Raw genomic sequence first — 20,599 nt, 5'->3', positions numbered from 1 at the left:
GCCCCACCGTCAGGGTGCCACCCTGCCCCTCGATCACCCGACGGCTGATCGCCAACCCCAGGCCAAACCCGCCCGTGGCACGGTCCCGACTGCGATCCAGGCGGTAGAACGGCTGGAAGATGCGCTCGCGCTCCTCCTGCGGAATGCCGATGCCGTCATCCTCGACGGTCAGCACGCACGCGCCCTTGGCATCCACGCTCAGGCGCAGCAGGATGCGCTGCCCGCAATAACGCATGGCGTTGCGGATCAGGTTCTGCACCGCCCGCGCCGTCAACCGCGGGTCCAGCACAAAGCGCGGCAGATCCGGCTCGGCACGCACCTCCAGGCTCACCCCGCGCCCATCCAGCTCTTCGGCATAGCTGCCCAGGATGCTGTCGACGAACTCGGGCAGCGCCACCTCCACCCGCTCGCCACCCTGGCCATTCTGCAAGCGGTTGTACGACAGCAGCTCAAGCACCAGCGCATCCAGCTCGCGCACGTGCCCCACCAGTTCCAGCAGGCGCTTGCGACTGGCCGGGGGCATTTCGTCGTACAGCAGCACCAGGCCGAAATCCAGGCGGGTCAGCGGCGTGCGCAGCTCATGCGACACCGCATTGAGCAACTCGCGCTGCTGGGTCAGCAGGCATTCGATATCCGCCGCCATGGTGTCGAACACCTTGGCCAACGCGCCGATGTTCGAGCGTGGCGAGATCAGCGTGCGCTCCGCCAGGTTGCCTTCGCCCAGGCGCTGCGCCGTGGCCTTGAGCCGCTGCAGGTCACGCCAGTGCGGGCGCACCCAGAACAGCAGGCAGCCCAGCAGCGCCGCACCGATCAGCACGGTGATGCCCCACGACAGCAGGTAGATGTCCGCCGGGTCCGGCGGGTTGCGCAGCACCACCATCCACTCGCTGTCCAGCGGCGCCAGGGCGGTTTCGTAATAGCCCCACTCCCCCAGGCGCACCACGTACTGGCCGGCCTGCAGGTGCGCCTGCTCCTCGGCGTTCAGGTCCAGGTCGGCGCGCCGGCGCAGCTCGATGCTGAGGGGGGCGAAATCGGTGTTCAGCGCCTCGGCCACCTGGGGCCAGCTGTCGCGGTGCTTGAGGTGGAACTGGTTGACGATCAGGCGCTGCACGCCCCGCGCCTGGTCCTGGTTGTAGGCGATGTAGCGGTCATGGAACACATGCAGGATCAGTTCGGGGATCAGGAAGATCGACCCGGCATACGCGACGATGGTCACCAGGTACAGGCGTACCAGAATTTTCAGCATGGCCGTGGCCGCTCCTCAGAATTCCCACTCGACTCGGCTGAACAGGTAGCCCTTGCCCCACACCGTCTTGATCTTGCGCGCCTCGCCGGCGCTGTCGTCGAACTTGCGCCGCAGCTTGGAGATGGCCACGTCCACCGAGCGATCGGTGCCGTTGAACTCGATGCCACGCAACTGCTGCAGGATGCAGTCGCGGCTGAGCACGCTGCCGGCATTGCGCGCCAGCACCACCAGCAGGTTGAACTCGCCGCTGGACAACTCCACCGTCTGGTCGCGCCACAGCACGGTGCGTTCGGCCAGGTCGATGCGCAGCCCGCCGATCACGATCAGGTCGCTCTCGAGATGCGGCTCGTTGATGCTGCTGCGCCGCAGCAGGGTACGCACCCGCGCCAGCAGCACGCGCGGCTCGCACGGCTTGCTGACGTAGTCGTCGGCGCCCATTTCCAGGCCCAGCACCTGGTCGTGGCTGTCGTCGCGGGCGGTGAGCATGAGGATCGGCAGCAACAGCGATTCGGCGCGCAGTTGCCGGCACACCTGCAGGCCGTCCAGGCCCGGCAGCATCAGGTCCAGGATTACCAGGTCGGGTTTGCTGCGCCGCGCCTCTTCCAGCACGTGGTCCCCCCGCGCAATCACGCTGACGCTGAAACCATTGCGTTGCAGGTAGCTGGCGATCAGTTCGCTCAGGGCGCAGTCGTCTTCGACCAGAAGGATAGTGGGCATGGGTAGTTTGAAAGGCCGGGAAAGTCAGGCAGGATATAGCGCTTATTCGCAGGTCGCGAAATTCTTCACACTTTTTCACACTCGCCCTACATAGCTTAACAACTGCATGTAGCGCGGCTGCCTTAGCATTGCCGGGTCATTTATGGAAGATCCGCATGCCCAGTTCAAGCCCCGTCCGTCTGCGTACCCTGGCGCCCCTGTTGCTGCTGAGCCTGGCCCTGGCCGGCTGCGACAGCAAGCCGCCCGCCGAAGAACAAGCCCCCAAGCCCGCCGTCAGCGTCGAAACCGTGCGCGAGCAACCCCTGGCCATCAGCACCGAGCTGTCGGGGCGCATCCTGGCGCCACGCATCGCCGAGGTGCGCGCGCGGGTGGCCGGGGTGGTGCTCAAGCGGGTGTACCGTGAGGGCAGCGACGTGAAACAGGGCGACGTGCTGTTTCGCATCGACCCGGCACCGTTCAAGGCCGACTACGACAGCGCCCGCGCCAACCTGGCCAAGGCCGAGGCCACGCGCTTTCAGGCGCGCCTGCAGGACCAGCGCTACGCCGAGCTGATTTCGATCGACGCGATCAGCCGCCAGGAGCATGACAACGCCCGCGCCGCCGCCATGCTGGCCGACGCCGAAGTGGCAGCGGCCAAGGCCGCGCTCGAGCGTGCGCGCCTGAACCTGGGCTATGCCACCGTGACCGCGCCGATTTCCGGGCGCGTGGGCCGTGCCCTGGTGACCGAGGGCGCGCTGGTGGGGCAGAACGAATCGACCCCGCTGGCGATCATTCAGCAGCTCGACCCGATCCATGCCGACCTGACCCAGTCGACCCGCGAGATCAACGCCCTGCGCCGTGCCCTGCGTGCCGGCGAGCTCAAGCAGGTGGGCCAGGACCAGGCCCGCGCCACGCTGATTCAGGATGACGGCACGCCTTACCCGCTGGCGGGCAAGCTGCTGTTCTCCGACATCAGCGTGGACCCGAGCACCGGCCAGATCACCCTGCGCAGCGAGTTCCCCAACCCCGACCTGGACCTGCTGCCCGGCAGCTTCATCCGCGTGCGCCTGGAACAGGCGGTGCAGCCCAAGGGCATCAGCGTGCCGCAGCAGGCCATCCTGCGTGACAGCGCGGGCCTGCCGCGGGTGCTGCTGGTGGACGCCGAGCAGCGCGTGAGCGGGCGCGCCGGGGTGCTGGGCAGCGGGCAGCAGGACCGCGGGATCGTCACCGAGGGCCTGGCCCCGGGCGATCGCATCGTCACCGAAGGCCTGCAGCACGTGAAGGTGGGTGACCAGGTGAGCGTGACCCCCGCCACCGACACGGCTGCCCCCATCGCCCAGACCACCGCCCAGTGAGGCCCTGATCCATGCCGCAGTTCTTTATTGACCGCCCGGTGTTCGCCTGGGTGGTCGCGCTGTTCATCCTGCTCGGCGGTGCGCTGGCCATCCCGCAGTTGCCGGTGGCCCAGTACCCCAACGTGGCGCCGCCACAGATCGAGGTGTACGCGGTATACCCCGGTGCCTCGGCGCAGACCATGGACGAGAGCGTGGTCAGCCTGATCGAGCAGGAGCTCAACGGCGCCGATCACCTGCTGTACTTCCAGTCCACCAGCAGCCTGGGCAGCGCCACGGTAACGGCGACCTTCCAGCCGGGCACCAACCCGGAACTGGCCCAGGTCGATGTGCAGAACCGCCTGAAGATCGTCGAGTCGCGCCTGCCGCGGGCGGTGACCCAGCAGGGCCTGCAGGTGGAGAAGATCTCCACCGGGTTCCTGATGCTGGTGACCCTGACCGCCGACGATGACCGCCTCGACGAAACCGCGCTGAGCGACTTTCTGGCGCGCAACGTGATGAACGAGGTGCGCCGGGTACCGGGCGTGGGCAAGGCGCAGCTGTATGGCTCGGAACGCGCCATGCGTATCTGGCTCGACCCGCAGAAGCTGATCGGCTTCAACCTCACCCCCGAGGACGTGAACCTTGCGATTGCCGCGCAGAACGCCCAGGTGGCCCCTGGCAGCATCGGCGACCTGCCCGGCAGCCCGACCCAGGAAATCACTGCCAACGTGCTGATCAAGGGCCAACTGTCGACGCCCCAGGAGTTCGCCGACATCGTGCTGCGTGCCAACCCGGATGGCTCGCGGGTCACCGTGGGTGATGTGGCGCGGGTCGAGATCGGCGCCCAGGAGTACCAGTACGGCACGCGCCTGAACGGCAAGCCGTCCACCGCCTTCAGCGTGCAGCTGGCGCCCGGTGCCAACGCCATGCAGACCGCGACCCTGGTCAAGGCCAAGATGGACGAGCTGTCGCGCTACTTCCCGCCCGGGGCGGTGTACGACATCCCGTATGACACCTCGCCGTTCGTCAAGGTGTCGATCGAACAGGTGATCAACACCCTGATCGAGGCCATGGTGCTGGTGTTCCTGGTGATGTTCCTGTTCCTGCAGAACATCCGCTACACGCTGATCCCGACCCTGGTGGTGCCGGTGGCGCTGATGGGCACCTTCGCGGTGATGCTGACGCTGGGCTTCTCGATCAACGTGCTGACCCTGTTCGGCATGGTGCTGGCCATCGGCATTCTGGTGGACGACGCCATCGTGGTGGTGGAGAACGTCGAGCGGATCATGGCCGAGGAAGGCCTGCCGCCCAAGCAAGCCACGCGCAAGGCCATGCAGCAGATCAGCGGCGCCATCGTCGGCATCACCGTGGTGCTGGTGGCGGTGTTCGTGCCGATGGCGTTCATGCAGGGCTCGGTGGGGGTGATCTACCAGCAGTTCTCGGCGTCGATGGCGGTATCGATCCTGTTCTCGGCGTTCCTTGCCCTGAGCCTGACCCCGGCGTTGTGCGCCACCCTGCTCAAGCCGATCGCCAAGGGCGAACACCACGTCAAGCGCGGTTTCTTCGGCTGGTTCAACCGCAAGTTCGAAGGCATGAGCAACGGCTACCAGCGCTGGGTGATGCACGCGATCCAGCGCAGCGGCCGCTACCTGGTGGTGTATGGCCTGCTGCTGGTGGCGCTGGGCTGGACCTTCAGCCAGCTGCCCTCCTCGTTCCTGCCCACCGAAGACCAGGGCTACACCATCACCGACGTGCAGCTGCCGCCCGGCGCCAGCCGCAACCGTACCGTGCAGGTGGCCGAGCAGATCGAGGCGCACAGCGCAGGCGAACCTGGCGTGGGCAACACCACGGTGATCCTGGGCTTCAGTTTCTCGGGCAGCGGGCAGAACGCGGCGCTGGTGTTCACCACGCTCAAGGACTGGTCCGAGCGCACCGCCAAGGACAGCGCCGAGGCCATCGCCGAGCGCGCCAACATCGCCTTCAGCCAGTTCAAGAACGCGGTGGCCTATGCGGTGCTGCCGCCCTCGGTGGATGGCCTGGGCACCTCGACCGGTTTCGAGTTCCGCCTGCAGGACCGTGCCGGCGTGGGCCATGCCGGGCTGATGGCGGCGCGTGACCAGTTGCTGGCCGAGGCCGCGAAAAGCCCGGTGCTGGCCAACGTGCGCGAGAGCGCCCTGGCCGAAAGCCCGCAGGTGCAGTTGCTGATCGACCGCAAGCAGGCCAACGCGCTGGGCGTGTCGTTCGACGACATCGGCACGGTGCTCAACACGGCCATCGGCTCGACCTACGTCAACGACTTCCCCAACCAGGGCCGCATGCAGCGGGTGGTGGTGCAGGCCGAGGGCGACCAGCGCAGCCAGGTCGAGGACCTGCTCAAGATCCACGTGCGCAACACCAGCGGCAAGATGGTGCCGTTGTCGGCCTTCGCCCAGGCGCAGTGGGTATCGGGGCCGGTGCAACTGACCCGCTACAACGGCTACCCGGCCATTGCCGTGTCGGGCGAGCCGGCACCGGGCTACAGCTCGGGCGCGGCGATGGCCGAGGTGCAGCGCCTGGTCGATGCGCTGCCGCTGGGCTTTGGCCTGGAATGGACCGGGCTGTCGCTGCAGGAGCAGTTGTCCGGGGCGCAGGCACCGATGCTGATGGCGCTGTCGCTGCTGGTGGTGTTCCTGTGCCTGGCGGCGCTGTACGAAAGCTGGTCGATCCCTACCTCGGTGCTGCTGGTGGTGCCGCTGGGCGTGCTCGGTGCGGTGCTGGCGGTGACCCTGCGCGACATGCCCAACGATGTGTTCTTCAAGGTCGGCCTGATCACCCTGATCGGCCTGTCGGCGAAGAACGCGATCCTGATCATCGAGTTCGCCAAAAGCCTGGTGGACGAAGGGCATGACCTGGTCGAGGCCACCGTGCAGGCCGCGCGCCTGCGCCTGCGGCCCATCGTGATGACCTCGCTGGCGTTCATCCTGGGCGTGGTGCCGCTGGCGATTGCCACCGGCGCCAGCTCGGCGAGTCAGCAGGCCATCGGCACCGGAGTGATCGGCGGCATGCTCAGCGCCACGCTGGCGATCGTGTTCGTGCCGGTGTTCTTCGTAGTGGTGATGCGCGTGACCGGCTGGCGCCGGCGTGACGCCCAGGCCGACACTGCGGTGGTCGAACAAAGCTGATGGACAGCCGCGCGGCGGTCATGGGATGGTGCTAGCCCGCTTATGGACTGGAACCCTGCAATGACCGCCGCCGTACTTCCCCCCTGCTCCATTCTTTTGCTGGCCGGCGGCCGTGGCCAGCGCATGGGCGGGCAGGACAAGGGCCTGCTGTCCTGGCAGGGCTGCCCGCTGATCGCGCACGTGCACGCCGTGGTGCGTGACCTGAGCGATGACCTGATCCTTTCCTGCAATCGCAACCAGCACGCCTATCGGGCGTTTGCCGACCAGTTGGTGGGCGATGCCGAGCCTGGGTTTCCCGGGCCGCTGGCCGGGGTGCTGGCCGGGCTCGCGGTGGCGCGGCATGCCTGGCTGCTGGTGCTGGCGTGTGATGCACCGCTGATCGAGCGCGGGTTGCTCGAGCAGCTGCTGAGCGTGGCGGTCACCGGGGACTGCGCGGCGATGGTGCGCCAGGGCCAGCAGTGGCAGCCGATGTTCTGCGTGATCCCGGTGCGCCAGCAGGCGAGCTTGCAGGCGGCATGGCAGGCCGGTGAGCGCAGCCTGTTGCGGGCGTTGCTGGAGCATCCGTTGCAGGCAGTGGAGTGTGCAGAGGAGGACCGGCGCCTGAGCAACTTCAATACGCCGCAGTGGTTGGGGCAATAAGGCTTTTTGTGTCGTCTGTGAGGGCCTCTTCGCGGGCCAAGCCCGCTCCTACAGAGGCTTGCGCTACCCCTGTGGGAGCGGGCTTGACCCGCGATGGGCGGCACCGCCCCCCTCGAACACCACACACCGATTACGCCCCGCCGCCTTGGCCGCATACAGCGCCTGATCGGCCGCCGCCACCAGCGTCAGGGGCGTTTCGCCCTGCCCCGCCATGCCTGCCACGCCGATACTCACCGACACCCGCCCGAACGGGCTGCCAGCATGCACGATGTTCAGCTCGGCCAACCGCGCCAGCACCGTCTCGGCCACCACCACCGCGCCCGCCACCTCGGTATTGGGCAGCACCATCGCCAGCTCTTCCCCGCCATAACGCGCCACCACATCCGTCGGGCGGCGCACGCACTCGCGCAGCAAGGCGCTCACCGCCTTGAGGCATTCGTCACCGCCAATGTGTCCGTAGGCGTCATTGAAGCGTTTGAAATGATCGATATCGATCAGCAGCAAAGCCAGCGGCTGGGCCTCGCGCTGGGCACGCCGCACTTCGCTGACCAGCACCTCGTCGAAACGCCGGCGGTTGGCCAGCCCGGTGAGCGTGTCGTGGGTGGCCAGCACCGCCAACTGCCGGTTGGTGGCCAGCAGTTCTTCGCGCGCCACCAGCAATTGCGCATCCATCTCGGCACGATGGCGCATGTCGCGGATCAGCAGCCGGCCAATCACCGCAATCACCCCCTGCAACGCCAGCACCAGCCCCACCGTCAGCCACGCTTCCATGCGCCAGGCGTCCAGGGCCTCGCGCTTGCCGATGGCCACGGTGGTCACCAGTGGCAGGTGCTCGTTCTTGCGAAACGCATACAGGCGCTCCACCCCATCCAGGCTCGAGGCAAACGAAGCCGTGCCCACCGAGTTTTCCACCAGGTAGCGGGTGTAGATCGGCGACCGGGAAAAGTCGCGGCCCATGTCCTGCTCGCGAAACGGGTAGCGCACCAGGATGCGCCCACTGGTGTAGGTGAGCGCGATCGCACCGTCCTTGCCCACGTCGATCTTGCCGAACAGGCGCAGAAAGTTCTCCACCCCCAGGGTCACCGCGATCACCCCGGCGAACTGCCCCCCGGGCTGCTCGAAACGCCGGCTGACGGTGATCACCCAGTCCTGGGTAGAGCGGCTGCGGATCGGCGGGCCGATGAACACCTCGCGGGACGGGTTGTCGCGATGGTGGATGAAGAACTCGCGGTCGGCGCTGTTCGCACCGTCCGGAATCGGGCCGTTGGTCGACATCAGCCATTCGCCCGTCGGGCCATAGATGGTCAGCCCATGCAGTTGCGTCAGCAGTTCGTTCTGCTCCTCCACCAGCCCGGCCAGGCGCGCCAGTTGCTGCGGCCCGCCGCCATCGACTTCGAGCCGCTCGCTCAGGCCCAGCAGCATCATCGAACTCTGGCGGATGATGCCCTCGGCATAGGTGTCCAGTGCCTGGGTCAGGTTGAGGCTGTGTACCTGAACCTCGTTCAGCGCGCGCTGACGTGCAGCCCATATCTTCCAGGCCGTCAGCGATGCCAGCGATACGCAGATCACCAGCAACAGCAGCACGGCCAGGCGCACGTCACGCTTGTGCGGCAGCGGCACCGGCAGTAAGGGGGTCGACATCATGAAACGCTCCTGCGATGCCACAACTGAAGGCATCCTGCCATCAGCTGTACTCCGGAATGCCCTGTACCGCAAGGGGCAGAGCATCAGGCGCGCAATCAAGCGGTGGGGGTCACGACGGGCTGCTGCAGAATCCGGCAGGCAGAAGTTGCAGGGCGGTGAAGCTGAAAGTGGGTCGCACGGCCGCCCGCTCCAGTGAGCAGCCTTGCGCATGCATGCAGGCAGGCCTTGCGGTGCGCCGCTGGCGCGGTTGCCCTTCAGTAGCGGAACTTGCCGCCATGAATGTCCTGCAGCACCTGATCGGTCACCCGCACGTAGGTTTCGGTGCCCGGCAGCCAGGCATACACCGGGTCTTCGCCGGTCTGGCTGGGGTCGAAGGCTTCGCTTCTGAGCTTGGTCTTCTGGTACTTGAAGGTGCCGGTGGTTTCCATGCAGGTCTTGACGCGCAAGAACATCGGCACCGCGTAGTGAGGCATCTGGCTCTTGACGAAGCGCAGCAGGTCGCAGAAATCCAGCTGCTCCAGCGGCGCCGACGGGGTGATGGCGGCCATCCCGGCGCGACCGTTGGTGTTCTTGATTTCCACCCCGTAGGCCACGGCTTCGGCAATGTGGGGGTGCTGCACCATGATGTTCTCGACTTCGGTGGTGGAGACGTTCTCGCCCTTCCAGCGGAAGGTGTCCCCCAGGCGGTCGACGAACTGGGCATGGCCAAAGCCGATATCGCGAATCAGGTCGCCGCTGTTGAAGTAGCGGTCGCCCTTTTCGAACACGTCGTAGAGCACCACCTTCTTGCTCTTCTCCGGGTCGGTGTAGCCATCGAACGGGGCGTCGTCGTCGATCTTGGCCAGCAACAGGCCCTGACCGCCCTTGCCGACCTTCTGCATGAATCCGTCGGCGTTGCGCCGTGGTTCGCCGGTGTCGTGTTCGTACTCCACCAGCGACCAGGCGTTGATGGCAAAGCCGATGGTGTTCTCGAAATTGAGGATGTTGGTAAAGCCGATGTTGCCGTCACTGGCGGCGTAGAACTCGCAGACCCGCTCGATGTTGAAGCGTTTCTTGAAGTCGAGCCACACGCCTGGACGCAGGCCGTTGCCGATCATCTTCACCACCGGGTTGTCGCCATCGTTGCCGGCCGCAGGCTGATCGATCAGGTAGCGGCACAGTTCACCGACGTAGCAGATGGTGGTGGCCTTGAATTTGCGCGTGTCTTCCCAGAACTGGCTGGCGCTGAACTTGCGGCGGATGGCGAAGCCCGAGGCACCGGCCAGTGCCGAGCCCCAGCTCACGCACAGGCCGGTGCCGTGATACAGCGGCAAGGTGCAATAGACGATGTCATCGGGGCGCATGTCCAGGGCGATCATGCCGAAGCTGCCGTAGACCTTCATCCAGCGCCCATGCTTGAACACCCCGGCCTTGGGCAGGCCGGTGGTGCCGGAGGTGTAGATGTAGAAGCAGGCGTCGTCGAGGTAGACCTGCTGGGTAGTCGCCGGATTGGCCGTAGCGTGCCCCTGACTGGCAAGGGTCAGGTTGACGTAGCCCTCGGGGGCGGTGCCGGCATCGCGCGTGGTGTCGGTGTCGGCCAGGAAAAAGGTGCGCTGCCTGTCGATGGCCACCTCGTCGCGCACCGCCTCGAACGATGGCACCAGCTCCTGGCCGACGATGATCGCCGACGGGTTGACCAGGCCCAGGCTGTGGATCAGCACGTTGTTGGTCTGCGAGGTGTTGAGCATGGCGCAGATGCCGCCGATCTTGCTCACGGCCAGTACGCTGACCAGCAATTCGGGGCGGTTCTCGATGAAGATGCCTACCACATCGCCTTTTTTCAGGCCACGGGCCAGCAGGTAGTGGGCGAAACGGTTGGCCCACTGGTTGACCTGTTCGTAACTGAAGCGCGTGTCCTTGTAGAGCAGCGCCGGCCCTTGAGGGTTGCGCGCAACCGCCTGTTCGAAGGCCCAGCCCAGGCCACAGGGCTGATCGGCCTTGAGTTTGGAAACCTTGAGGCCCCTGACGAGCCGAGGAATGGCCCGAGTGATCGAGGGAATTTTGCGCAGCATCATGCCCCAGGTAATCATGTCGCTATTACTACTCATGGCACCTCCTGGTGGATTGACCGTGGCCGCCAGGCGGTTCGACAAACGCCATGACCAGCCAATCGTTTTTATTGTTGTGCACGCCATGTGAAAAAGTCCTCGCGCAGCGGGGTGCGCGAGGACGCCTGGTGCCGATCAATCAGAACTCGTCGGCGACCGACTCGAGGATCTTGCCCATCAGGTAGACCGTGGTGCGGGCCACTTGCTTGACCGCCTCTTTTTCTTCGTCGGTCACGACCCAGCGGTCGATGGCGGCGTTGACCTGCTCGGAGTGCTTCTCGTCGATGATCGCGTGGGCGACGAAGAAGGTCAGTTGCTGGTCGGTCAGCTTGAGATGGTTCTTGCACACGTCCATCAAAGGTTCGAGGTGCTCATAGCAGTCCTCGGCCCAGAAGCTGTAGCCCAGGCGCGGAATGATGCCGCGGCATACGGAAACGAAGTCCAGGTAGCCGTAGAACGCCTCGGTGGCCGGCAGCATCGGTTTCTCGAACTCCGACGGGTCCACGCCAATGGCGATCAGGTCGTTGTACGCCATGTTTTCGTGGCCCAGCTCTTCCAGCGCATGCTTCATCGCGAAACGCAGCAGGCCGACCTTCTTGTGGTCCTGGTTCCAGCACGCCACCGCCTGGTTGATCGCGTTGTTCTTGGTGTAGTGGTACACCTGGACAATCGACTTGATGTACAGCTCACGCTGCAGTTCGGGACGCTTCATCATCTGGAAGAAACGGCCGGCCTTGATCTTTTCCCATTCGGCGTCACAGATGGCTTTGAGCTCTTTGCGAAACGCGGTCACTTCAGTCATTTCACTCTCTTCCTTGGCGTGTTGATAAATCGTTCATGACACGTGTTATACGGTCAGGCGAATACGGCGTTACAGGCGCAGTACGGACTTGATGATGTAGATGAACTTGGAAAAGAAGCCCAGGCCTTCGATAGTGTCCCAGTGTTCCATCAGCACACCATTTTCAACACGGTAGATATCGATCACCTTGTAGTTCACCGTGAAGAACCTGTGCTTGGCCCAGTGCTTGGCATACAGGAAGACATAATCGCCTTCGGCGCAGACCCGCTCGATACTGGTACCCGACTCGGGGAACGTCTTGAAGAACTGCGTGAAGTAGGTCTTGAAGCCTTCGCGGCGCGGGGGAATGAACACGTTGTTGTGCTGCACGTAGTCCTCGGCAATCAAGGTATCGGCAACCGCCAGTTCACGCTGACCAAACATGCGCTCGTAAAACTCGATGACCACTTCTTTGTTCCTGGCTTCCATCTTGGATCAACCTCAATGTTGTCGTTATTGTGTGATGCTTATCCCGCCAGTGACTGCCTCGCGTGACGGGCGGCCAAGGTATGGCGAATCAGGTCATCGACGTCCTTCAGGTCTGCCGGGCAGCTGGGCAGGCCGAAGAAGGGCGTCACCGACGGCATCAGATCGCCTTTGTACAGGGCGTAGTAGTGATCGCCACGGGCCTTGATCTGGAAGAAGATGCCGTCCTGATCGAACACGAAGCTGTCGAACTTCGGCGCCAGCCGTGGCTTCACATAGGTGATGAACGTCTTGTAGCCGCCTTGCAGGGCCACCAGCGAGGCACCGGTCATGGCCAGCCCGTTGACCACGTTCTTGACCGGGGCATGCTTGTCGACGATCAGGCGCGAAAGTTCGACGCATTCGTGCTCGTAGTTGGGCCCGGAGAACTGCACCAGTTGTTCATGGCTGATGAACTCACCCGACTCGTGAGGGAACGGCGTAATACGCTGAGTGCCGATGATTTCACCATCATGATAAAAGGCAAACACATAGGAACGCGGGTCGTACTCATCCAGGCACACGGTGTTGTCGACCGAGTTGCCAAACAGCGTCTTGTAATAGATCTTGCGCTGCCCATACAACCGGCTACGGGCACGAGAAAGTTCGATGAATTGCGCAGGCGTTACCACCTGCCTGACCTTTACCTTGTCAGACTGGCACAACTCCTGGAGGACTGAATCATAGAAACTGTAGATGGCCGAACCGGCGGAATCATCCTTTACCAACTGCATACTTGCCGAAGGCAAGTCAGCCTTGTTACTGGCGAGTGACGGCATGAGAAATCCCTTCTTATTGTGATCTGTAGTATTCAACTCAGCCCAGCGCACGACTTAAGTTTCCACAGGACAATACATAGCTTCGCCTCCTTGCGTAGATAGCCATAGGTTGTTGCTTTACGGGCTGCGCACAGCCAGACACTCACCCGCTAGTGGCGGGCGTGCCGTTGAACCAGAGCGAGGTGCAGTCAGTTCGGTGGTAGCGAGGCCAAGGCTCGGCGGATCTGCTCGGCGCGCTCGTCCAGCACCTGTTGCGTGGCGATCGGGAGGTCCGCATGACCCAAGTTGAAACCGTCACCGACAAAGCGGGCCAGCACATGCAGGTGCGCGTGACCTACGGTCTGCCCGGCCACTGCGCCATCGCACAGCAGCAGGTTGATACCTTCACAGGGCTGTTCTTCGAGGCTCAGGCCGCTTTCACGCAGGGCGGCCGCCATCCGTTGACCCACACGCATCATGTGGCCACAGGTTTGAGGAGGGATATCACCCAGGCCGCTTGCGTGGGCCTTGGGAATGACCAGGACATGGCCAGGAGTGATCGGCTGAATCGAGAGAAAGGCCAGGTACTGCTCGTCTTCGTAGACAACGGCAGCCGGTGCTTCATTATTGGCGATTGCACAGAAAATGCAGTTCACGGATAGCTCCCTCTATTGTTGTAGGTGCAACCCCGGTGGAGGCATGAAGATCCGGGATGCTACAGGCTGCATTCCATTGCAGAGTTGACCGCGCAGCTTGTAGGAGAAATTACCCCTGGCCTTCCTAAGCTGTACACGGGAGTTTTGAAATTTTTTGTATCTGAACCCCGTCAATTTCCTAATGGGTTGATTTGAATGGGTTTTCCCAAGGTAACTTTTTGTATCCGGGCTGCATGGGTGCGTCACCGGCCAGGGCCCTGAGGGCCGAGGACGGTGACGCGATCACCCACCCGCTGTGCGTGGGGTCGCCCGGCCTGAGCTACACGAACGCATCGGCATGAAAATGCGCGGGCTCCAGCCCCCGCTGCTCGACGAAATCGCGTCGCGCCGAGTCGACCACGATCGGCGCGCCGCAGGCATAGACCTCGAAGTCCTTGAGGCTATGAAAGTCCTGCAGCACCTGGCGGTGCACGAAGCCGGTGGCACCCTGCCAGTCGCAGGCCGGGCCCGGCTCGGACAGCACCGGGGTGTAGCGCAGCCACGGCAACTGCGCCTCCCAGGCCAGCAGCTGTTCATGCCGGTAGAGGTCCTCACGGCGCCGCCCGCCCCAGTACAGGTACACCGGGCGGCGGTTGTCGCCGCGCTCGCGCAGTTGCTCGAGCAGCGCCTGCACCGGGGCAAAGCCGGTGCCGCTGGCCAGCAATACCATCGGCCGTTGGCTGTCGCGCAGGTAGAACGAACCGAACGGCCCCTCCATGCGCAGGATCGCCCTGGGCTGCAACGCATTGAACACATGCCCGCTGAACACCCCGCCCGGCATGTGCCGGATGTGCAGCTCAAGCTGGTTGTCGCGCGCCGCTGCGGTGGCCATCGAGTAGCTGCGCCGGCTGCCGTCCTTGAGCAGCACCTGCACGTACTGCCCCGGCAGGTAGGCGAATGCGGTGCCCGGCGCGAGCATCAGGCGCAGCACCGCCACGTCGTGGCTGACCTTGTCGAGGCTGGCCACGCGCACGCCCATCTGCTGGATGCCGATGCCGCGCAGCTCGGTGACTTCCGGCGCGTCGATGACCAGGTCGGAACGTGCCCTGGCGCAGCAGAACAGCGCCAGGCCCTGGGCCCGCTCGGCTTCGCTGAGCACTGCCAGCGGACTGTCGGCGTGGTCCACCTCGCCGCTGAGCACCTGGCCCTTGCAACTGCCACAGGTGCCGGTGCGGCAGCTGTGCTTGAGCATCAGGCCATCGGCCAGGGCTGCGTCGAGCACGCTCTGCCCGGCGTTGACCGGGCAGCTCAGGCCGACCGGCTGGATCTGCAGGGTGAAGCTCATGTGCGTACCCTCCGTCACTGCGCGCGTCCGGCGGCGGCCAGCAGGTCCAGCGCCACGTCGACGATCATGTCCTCCTGGCCGCCGACCATGCGCCGCTTGCCCAGCTCGACCAGGATGTCGACGGTTTTCAGGCCATAGCGCGCCGCGGCGATTTCGGCGTGGCGCAGGAAGCTGGAGTAGACCCCGGCATAGCCCAGCGCCAGCGATTCGCGGTCGACCCGCACAGGACGGTCCTGCAACGGGCGCACGATGTCGTCGGCTGCATCCATCAGTGTGTAGAGGTCGGTGCCGTGGTTCCAGCCCAGGCGCTCGGCGGCGGCGATGAACACTTCCAGGGGCGCGTTGCCGGCGCCCGCGCCCATGCCGGCCAGGCTCGCATCGATGCGATCGCACCCCTCCTCCACCGCGGTGATCGAGTTGGCGACCCCGAGGCTGAGGTTGTGGTGGGCATGCATGCCGGTTTCGGTCTCCGGCTTGAGCACGGCCTTGAACGCGCGAAAGCGATCACGCACGTCCTGCATGTTCATCGCACCGCCGGAGTCGGCCATGTACACGCAGGTGGCGCCGTAGCTTTCCATCAGCTTGGCCTGGGCGGCCAGCTGCTCGGCCGGGATCATGTGGCTCATCATCAGAAAGCCCACGGTGTCCATGCCCAGCCCGCGCGCATATTCGATGTGCTGGCGGGCCACGTCGGCCTCGGTGCAGTGGGTGGCCACGCGCACTACGCGGGCGCCGGCGTCATACGCGGCCTTGAGGTCGTGCACCGTGCCGATGCCGGGCAGCAGCAGGGTGGTGATCCTGGCGTGGCTGATCACGTCGGCCACGGCCTCGATCCACTCCAGGTCGGTGTGGGCGGCAAACCCGTAGTTGAAGCTGGAGCCCTGCAGGCCATCGCCGTGGGCCACTTCGATGGAATCGACCCTGGCCTTGTCCAGCGCACGGGCGATGTCCTGCACGTTCTGCAGCGAGTACTGGTGGCGCACCGCGTGGCTGCCGTCGCGCAGGGTCACGTCGCTGATGTAGAGCTTCTTGGCGGGATTGAACGTCATGCGGGCATCCTCAGTTGTGCGCCATGGCCTGGGCCATGCGCTCGGCGGTCGCCATCGCGGCGGACGTCATGATGTCGAGATTGCCGGCGTAGGCCGGCAGGTAGTGGGCGGCGCCTTCGACTTCGAGAAACACCGAGGTCTTGAGCCCGCTGAAGCGGCCCAGGCCCGGGATCAGCAGCGGCGCCTGGGGCTCGATCACCTCGAACTGCACCTGCTGCTTGAGCCGGTAGCCGGGCACGTAGGCCTGCACCGCCTGGGCCATCTCGTGGATGGAGGCCTGCACGCGGGCCTGCTCGCAGGCTTCGGAGAGCACGAACACGGTGTCGCGCATGATCAGCGGCGGCTCGGCCGGGTTCATCACGATGATCGCCTTGCCCCTGGCTGCACCGCCGATGGCTTCGATGGCCTTGGAGGTGGTTTCGGTGAACTCGTCGATGTTGGCGCGGGTGCCGGGGCCGGCGGACTTGCTGGCAATCGAGGCGACGATTTCGGCGTAGTGCACCTTGGCCACCCGCGACACCGCGGCCACCATCGGGATGGTCGCCTGGCCGCCGCAGGTGACCATGTTGACGTTCAACTGCGCCAGGTTCTGCTCCAGGTTCACCACCGGCACGCAGTACGGGCCGATGGCTGCCGGGGTCAGGTCGATCAGGCGGATGCCGGGCTTGCGTGCGCGCAGGTAGGCGTCGTTGCGTACATGGGCGCCGGCCGAGGTGGCATCGAACACGAAGTCGATATCGGCGAACTCGGGCATGCGCGCCAGGCCCTCGACTCCTTCGTGGGTGGTGGCCACGCCCAGGCGGCGGGCGCGTTCCAGGCCGTCGGAGGCCGGGTCGATGCCGACCATCACGGCCATTTTCAGGTGCTTGCCGTGGCGCAGCAGCTTGATCATCAGGTCGGTGCCGATATTGCCGGAGCCGATGATGGCGACATTGAATTTTGCAGGGTTCATACGGCTTCTCCGTAGACTTCGGCGAGGAGGATGACGCTCGGGTCGAGGCTGTCGGCGTACAGGCGCTGCACGGCCTCGGCGCGCAGGCTCAAGGCGGTGCGCTGGTTGATGTAGCCCTTGTCGGTGATCTCGCCGTCGTTGAGGCTGGGCGGCGAATCGAGGATCACCAGGCGCACGGCATGCTGGGACGAGGCCGGGTATTCCCGGGCCAGTGCCTGCAGGCCCGCGCACAGCGCCAGGCGCACCTCGGGCTGCAGCGCCAGCTGTGCACCGCTCATGTGCTGGCCCTCGGCGCCGAGCAGGTCGCGCAGGGCCTGGGACGGGTAGACCAGCGCGCCGATCATGTCGCGGTCATGCCCGCCGATCACGCAGTCGCTGGCATACGGCGCCAGCGCGCTGACCAGGCGTGGGCGCAGCGTGCCCACCGACACCCAGGTGCCGCTGCTGAGCTTGAAGTCCTCGGTCACGCGGCCGTCGAACTGCACGCCCAGCTCGGGGCGCGCCGGGTCGACCAGGCGCCCGGCGTCGCCGATGCGGTAGAAGCCCTCTTCATCGAACGCCGCCAGGGTGCTGGCCGGGTCGCCCAGGTAGCGCGGGAACACCGAGGGGCCGCGCACGCGCATCTCCAGCTTGTCGCCGGCCGGCACGAACTTGAGCTCGGTGCCCGGTACCGGCAGGCCGATGATGCCGGCCTTGTCGGCGGCAAAATGCACGCTGGTGACCACCGGCGAGGTTTCGGTGGAGCCCCATTCGGTGGCGAAGAACAGCGGCGTGTCGCGCACCTTCCCGGCACACGCCACCAGCCGGCTCCAGCTGCTTTGCGGCAGGGCGGCAGCGGCATAGAACAGCATGCGCAGGCGCCCGAACAGGGCCTGGGCCAGCGCCGGGTCGCGCTCCAGGTGCGGCAGCAGCATCTCGTAGCCGCGCGGCACGTTGAAGAACAGCGTGGGCCTGACCGAGCGGATGTTCTCCAGCGTGCGGTCGATCTGCCCCGGCACCGGCAGGCCGTCGTCGATGTACAGGGTGCCGCCGTTGCGCAGCACCAGGTTGAAGTTGTGGTTGGCGCCGAACACGTGGCTCCAGGGCAGCCAGTCGAGCACGATCAGTTCGCCCTGCTCCAGAAAGCGCCAGCACTGGGCAATCGCCTGCTGGTTGGCGCAGAGCATGCCGTGGGTGTTGACCACGGCCTTGGGCGCACCGGTGGAGCCGGAGGTCATCAGGTAGCGCGCCGGGGTGTCGCCATCCAGGCGCGCGAAGGCGGCCATCACCGCCGGGGTCTCGGCCTTGTACAGGTGCGGCAGGGCCAGCGCACCGGGGATTTCCTGGGCGTTGCGCGCCGCCACCACCGGGCAGTCCGGGTCGACCAGGGCGATGGCGCGGCCATAGGCATCGCCGTCGTTGACGAAGATCAGCCCCGGCTTGAGCACCTCGACAATCGCCTTGAGCTTGGCGCAGCCGCTGCCGGTATTGCGCGAGTAGGCCACCGAGATGGTCGACACCGGGATGCCCACGTGCATCGCCGCCAGGGTCAGCAGCGCCTGGTCCAGGTCGTTTTCCGAGAGCATCAGCAGCGGCCGGCCGGCTGCGATGTCCAGTTCCAGCAGGCCCTGGGCCAGGGCGCCGACGCGCTGGCGCACCTGCTCGTAGGTCAGGCTGAACCAGCCCGCGCCGCGCCGTTCGGCCAGGTAGGCACGCTGCGGCGCCTGCACGGCCCAGTGTTCCAGCCACTGGCCGATGCAGCGCGCATAGGGTTGCAGCGGCTCGGGCGAGCTGAGCACGAAGCTGCCGTCGGCACGCGGTTCGTACAGCACCTGGGCGGGGGCCAGCTGGGTGGGGTCGTTGAAGAAGTCGTACATTGCACGCCCTCGTGAGCGCGGCAGGCCGTCGGCCCGCTGCTCACTGGTTTTATTGTTGTAGGTACCGGCGGTCGGTCAGGCCGCCGGGTTCAAGCCGGCACGGCTCAGGTGAAGCGACAGCTCACTTCGCCCAGGCGGGTCAGGCGCAGGCGCAGGCTGTCGCCCGCCGCCACCGGCACCATCGGCCCCAGCGCGCCGGACAGCAGCACGTCACCGGCCTGCAGCGGGCGCCCGGCCAGGGCCATGGTGCGCGCCAGCCACAGGCAGGCATCCAGCGGGTTGCCCATGCACGCGGCACCCACGCCGATGGCGGCCTGGGCACCGTTCTTCTCCAGCAGCATGCCTTCCAGAGCCAGGTCCAGGCCGTGCAGGCTGACCGGGGTCTTGCCCAGCACGTAGAGGCCCGAGGAGGCGTTGTCGGCCACGGTGTCGACCAGGGTGATCTTCCAGTCCTCGATGGCCGAGTCGACGATCTCCAGCGCCGGCAGCACATGGTCGACCGCGCGCAGCAGCTCGCCCAGGGTGGTGTCGGGGTCGGGCAGGTCGCGCCCCAGCACGCACGCGATCTCGCCCTCGGCCTTGGGCTGGATCAGCCGCGTGCTGTCGATGGCCTGGCCATCGTGGCATTCCATGTCGGCGAACAGCATGCCGAAGTCGGGCTGGTCGACGCCCAGTTGCTGCTGCACCGCCAGCGAGGTGAGGCCGACCTTGCGCCCGCTCAGGCGCCGGCCGGCGGCCAGCGCGGCCTGGGTGGCGAGTTCCTGCACGGCGTAGGCGTCGTGCAGCGACTGGATGTCGAAACGCTCGGAAATGCGCCCGCACGGGGTGCGGGTCGAGCGGGCCTGGGCCAGCGCTGCGGCGGCGGCCTGAAGGTTGGGGTGGGTCATGGGGTTGCTCCTGAACGGGTCCGGTTGGCTTACAACGCGCGCGCCCGACTCTGGCGATAGCCCTGGTGCAGTTCGTCGACCAGCTCGGCCACGCTGCAGGTGCGGGTGATCTGGCCCACGCCCTGCCCCGCCGACCACACGTGCTTCCACGCCTTGTTGGCGGTGGCGATGTCGCCGGAGAAGTCGATGCTGGGGCGGGTTTCGCTGCGAGGGTCGATGCCGGCCTTGTCCAGCGACGGCTGCATCCAGTTGGCCAGCACACCGCTGACCGCCTTGGTGGTGGTCACCTGGTCCAGCGAGCACTCCACCAGCATGTCGCGGTAGGCGTCCTCGACCAGGCTTTCGTGGGTGGCGATCAGGCGCGTGCCCACCAGCGAGAAGTCGCAGCCCAGCACCTGCGCGGCATGGATGTCGCGCCCGTTGGAGATCGCCCCGGCCAGGCCCAGCGGGCCGTCCCAGAACTCGCGCACTTCGGCGACGAAGGCGAACGGGTTGTAGTTGCCTGTATGCCCGCCGGCGCCGTTGCACACCAGCACCAGGCCATCGACGCCGGCGGCCACGGCCTTGCGTGCCAGGGCCGGGCTGATCACGTCGGCGATCACCACCCCGCCATAGGCGTGCACGGTGTCGAGCACGCGCTTGGGGCTGCCCAGGGCGGTGGAAACGATCGGCGGCTGGTAACGGCGCACCAGTTCAAGCTCGGCCTCGAAGCGGTCGTAGGTGCTGTGCACGATCATGTTGAGCATCCACGGCGCCCACTGTTCGCCACGCTGCTGCGCGGCGTCACGCTCGCCGACGATCTGTTCCAGCCATTGCTGCAGTTGCTCGACGGTGCGCGCATTGGGCGCCGGCAGGCTGCCGACGATGCCGGCCTGGCAGCTGGCGGCGAGCAGGCGCGGGCCCGACACCAGGAACATCGGCGCGGCCAGCACCGGCAGGTCGAGCCCGGCGAACAGGTTCAGGAGTTGCTGTTGCGGTGCACTCAGGCTTGTTGTTGTCATCAC

The 20,599-nt window shown here is 65.8% G+C and carries 17 protein-coding genes; 3 read left to right on the top strand and 14 right to left on the bottom strand.

Translation table 11 applies throughout. The annotated features are described in order from the left end of the window. Both MF6396_RS15555 and MF6396_RS15550 read right to left on the bottom strand, forming a co-directional pair. Positions 1–1,246, bottom strand: a 1,246-nt coding sequence (locus tag MF6396_RS15555) for an ATP-binding protein (RefSeq protein ID WP_078480821.1), incomplete at its 3' end; no start/stop codon positions are given. A gap of 15 nt (positions 1,247–1,261) precedes the next feature. Further along, entirely contained in the window at positions 1,262–1,963 is a 702-nt protein-coding gene (locus MF6396_RS15550; RefSeq protein ID WP_043859689.1) for a response regulator transcription factor, read from the bottom strand. A 155-nt stretch (positions 1,964–2,118) separates the two neighbouring features. Between MF6396_RS15550 and MF6396_RS15545 the strand changes: the two genes are divergently transcribed. Genes MF6396_RS15545 through mobA form a run of 3 tightly spaced genes read left to right on the top strand, consistent with a single transcriptional unit; the run spans position 2,119 to position 7,076 of the window. Beyond that, positions 2,119–3,297, top strand: a complete 1,179-nt coding sequence (locus tag MF6396_RS15545) for an efflux RND transporter periplasmic adaptor subunit (protein WP_078480820.1) — start codon at positions 2,119–2,121, stop codon at positions 3,295–3,297. 11 nt (positions 3,298–3,308) lie between these two features. After that, entirely contained in the window at positions 3,309–6,437 is a 3,129-nt protein-coding gene (locus MF6396_RS15540; protein ID WP_043859687.1) for an efflux RND transporter permease subunit, read from the top strand. Between the two features lie 60 nt (positions 6,438–6,497). After that, positions 6,498–7,076: a molybdenum cofactor guanylyltransferase MobA gene (mobA, locus tag MF6396_RS15535; protein WP_078480818.1), complete on the top strand. Its 579-nt coding sequence runs from the start codon at positions 6,498–6,500 to the stop codon at positions 7,074–7,076. Between the two features lie 63 nt (positions 7,077–7,139). On the opposite strand, the gene MF6396_RS15530 is transcribed toward mobA, so the two are convergent. From MF6396_RS15530 to MF6396_RS15475, 12 genes are all read right to left on the bottom strand, one after another. Beyond that, entirely contained in the window at positions 7,140–8,717 is a 1,578-nt protein-coding gene (locus MF6396_RS15530; RefSeq protein ID WP_078480827.1) for a sensor domain-containing diguanylate cyclase, read from the bottom strand. A gap of 257 nt (positions 8,718–8,974) precedes the next feature. Next, positions 8,975–10,807, bottom strand: a complete 1,833-nt coding sequence (locus MF6396_RS15525; RefSeq protein ID WP_043859799.1) for a long-chain-acyl-CoA synthetase — start codon at positions 10,805–10,807, stop codon at positions 8,975–8,977. 139 nt (positions 10,808–10,946) lie between these two features. Continuing rightward, on the bottom strand, positions 10,947–11,609 hold the full coding sequence (locus MF6396_RS15520) for an iron-containing redox enzyme family protein (protein ID WP_043859798.1): 663 nt from the start codon (positions 11,607–11,609) through the stop codon (positions 10,947–10,949). 69 nt (positions 11,610–11,678) lie between these two features. After that, positions 11,679–12,077 (bottom strand): nuclear transport factor 2 family protein, encoded by a 399-nt coding sequence (locus MF6396_RS15515; protein ID WP_043859797.1) that lies wholly within the window; start codon positions 12,075–12,077, stop codon positions 11,679–11,681. 38 nt (positions 12,078–12,115) lie between these two features. Continuing rightward, positions 12,116–12,892, bottom strand: a complete 777-nt coding sequence (locus tag MF6396_RS15510) for a hypothetical protein (RefSeq protein ID WP_231390606.1) — start codon at positions 12,890–12,892, stop codon at positions 12,116–12,118. A gap of 188 nt (positions 12,893–13,080) precedes the next feature. Next, positions 13,081–13,527, bottom strand: coding sequence for an HIT family protein (locus MF6396_RS15505; protein ID WP_078480817.1), 447 nt, complete (start codon positions 13,525–13,527; stop codon positions 13,081–13,083). Positions 13,528–13,846: 319 nt separating this feature from the next. Next, entirely contained in the window at positions 13,847–14,851 is a 1,005-nt protein-coding gene (locus tag MF6396_RS15500; protein ID WP_078480815.1) for a CDP-6-deoxy-delta-3,4-glucoseen reductase, read from the bottom strand. Positions 14,852–14,865: 14 nt separating this feature from the next. Beyond that, complete coding sequence (gene dmpG / locus MF6396_RS15495) at positions 14,866–15,900, bottom strand: 4-hydroxy-2-oxovalerate aldolase (RefSeq protein WP_054916102.1); 1,035 nt, start codon at positions 15,898–15,900, stop codon at positions 14,866–14,868. 10 nt (positions 15,901–15,910) lie between these two features. Continuing rightward, positions 15,911–16,852: an acetaldehyde dehydrogenase (acetylating) gene (locus MF6396_RS15490; RefSeq protein ID WP_043859792.1), complete on the bottom strand. Its 942-nt coding sequence runs from the start codon at positions 16,850–16,852 to the stop codon at positions 15,911–15,913. Continuing rightward, the gene (locus tag MF6396_RS15485) at positions 16,849–18,708 is read right to left on the bottom strand and encodes a feruloyl-CoA synthase (protein WP_078480814.1); all 1,860 of its coding nucleotides are present in this window, start codon (positions 18,706–18,708) and stop codon (positions 16,849–16,851) included. The genes MF6396_RS15490 and MF6396_RS15485 overlap by 4 nt, the downstream gene beginning before the upstream one ends. A gap of 104 nt (positions 18,709–18,812) precedes the next feature. After that, the gene (locus tag MF6396_RS15480; RefSeq protein WP_078480812.1) at positions 18,813–19,595 is read right to left on the bottom strand and encodes a 2-keto-4-pentenoate hydratase; all 783 of its coding nucleotides are present in this window, start codon (positions 19,593–19,595) and stop codon (positions 18,813–18,815) included. Between the two features lie 29 nt (positions 19,596–19,624). After that, the gene (locus tag MF6396_RS15475) at positions 19,625–20,596 is read right to left on the bottom strand and encodes an NAD(P)H-dependent flavin oxidoreductase (RefSeq protein WP_043861080.1); all 972 of its coding nucleotides are present in this window, start codon (positions 20,594–20,596) and stop codon (positions 19,625–19,627) included. Positions 20,597–20,599 lie beyond the last annotated feature (3 nt).

This window comes from Pseudomonas sp. MF6396 (genome assembly GCF_002018915.1).
Lineage (GTDB): Bacteria > Pseudomonadota > Gammaproteobacteria > Pseudomonadales > Pseudomonadaceae > Aquipseudomonas > Aquipseudomonas palmensis.
This window is presented reverse-complemented; position numbering and strand designations above follow the sequence as displayed.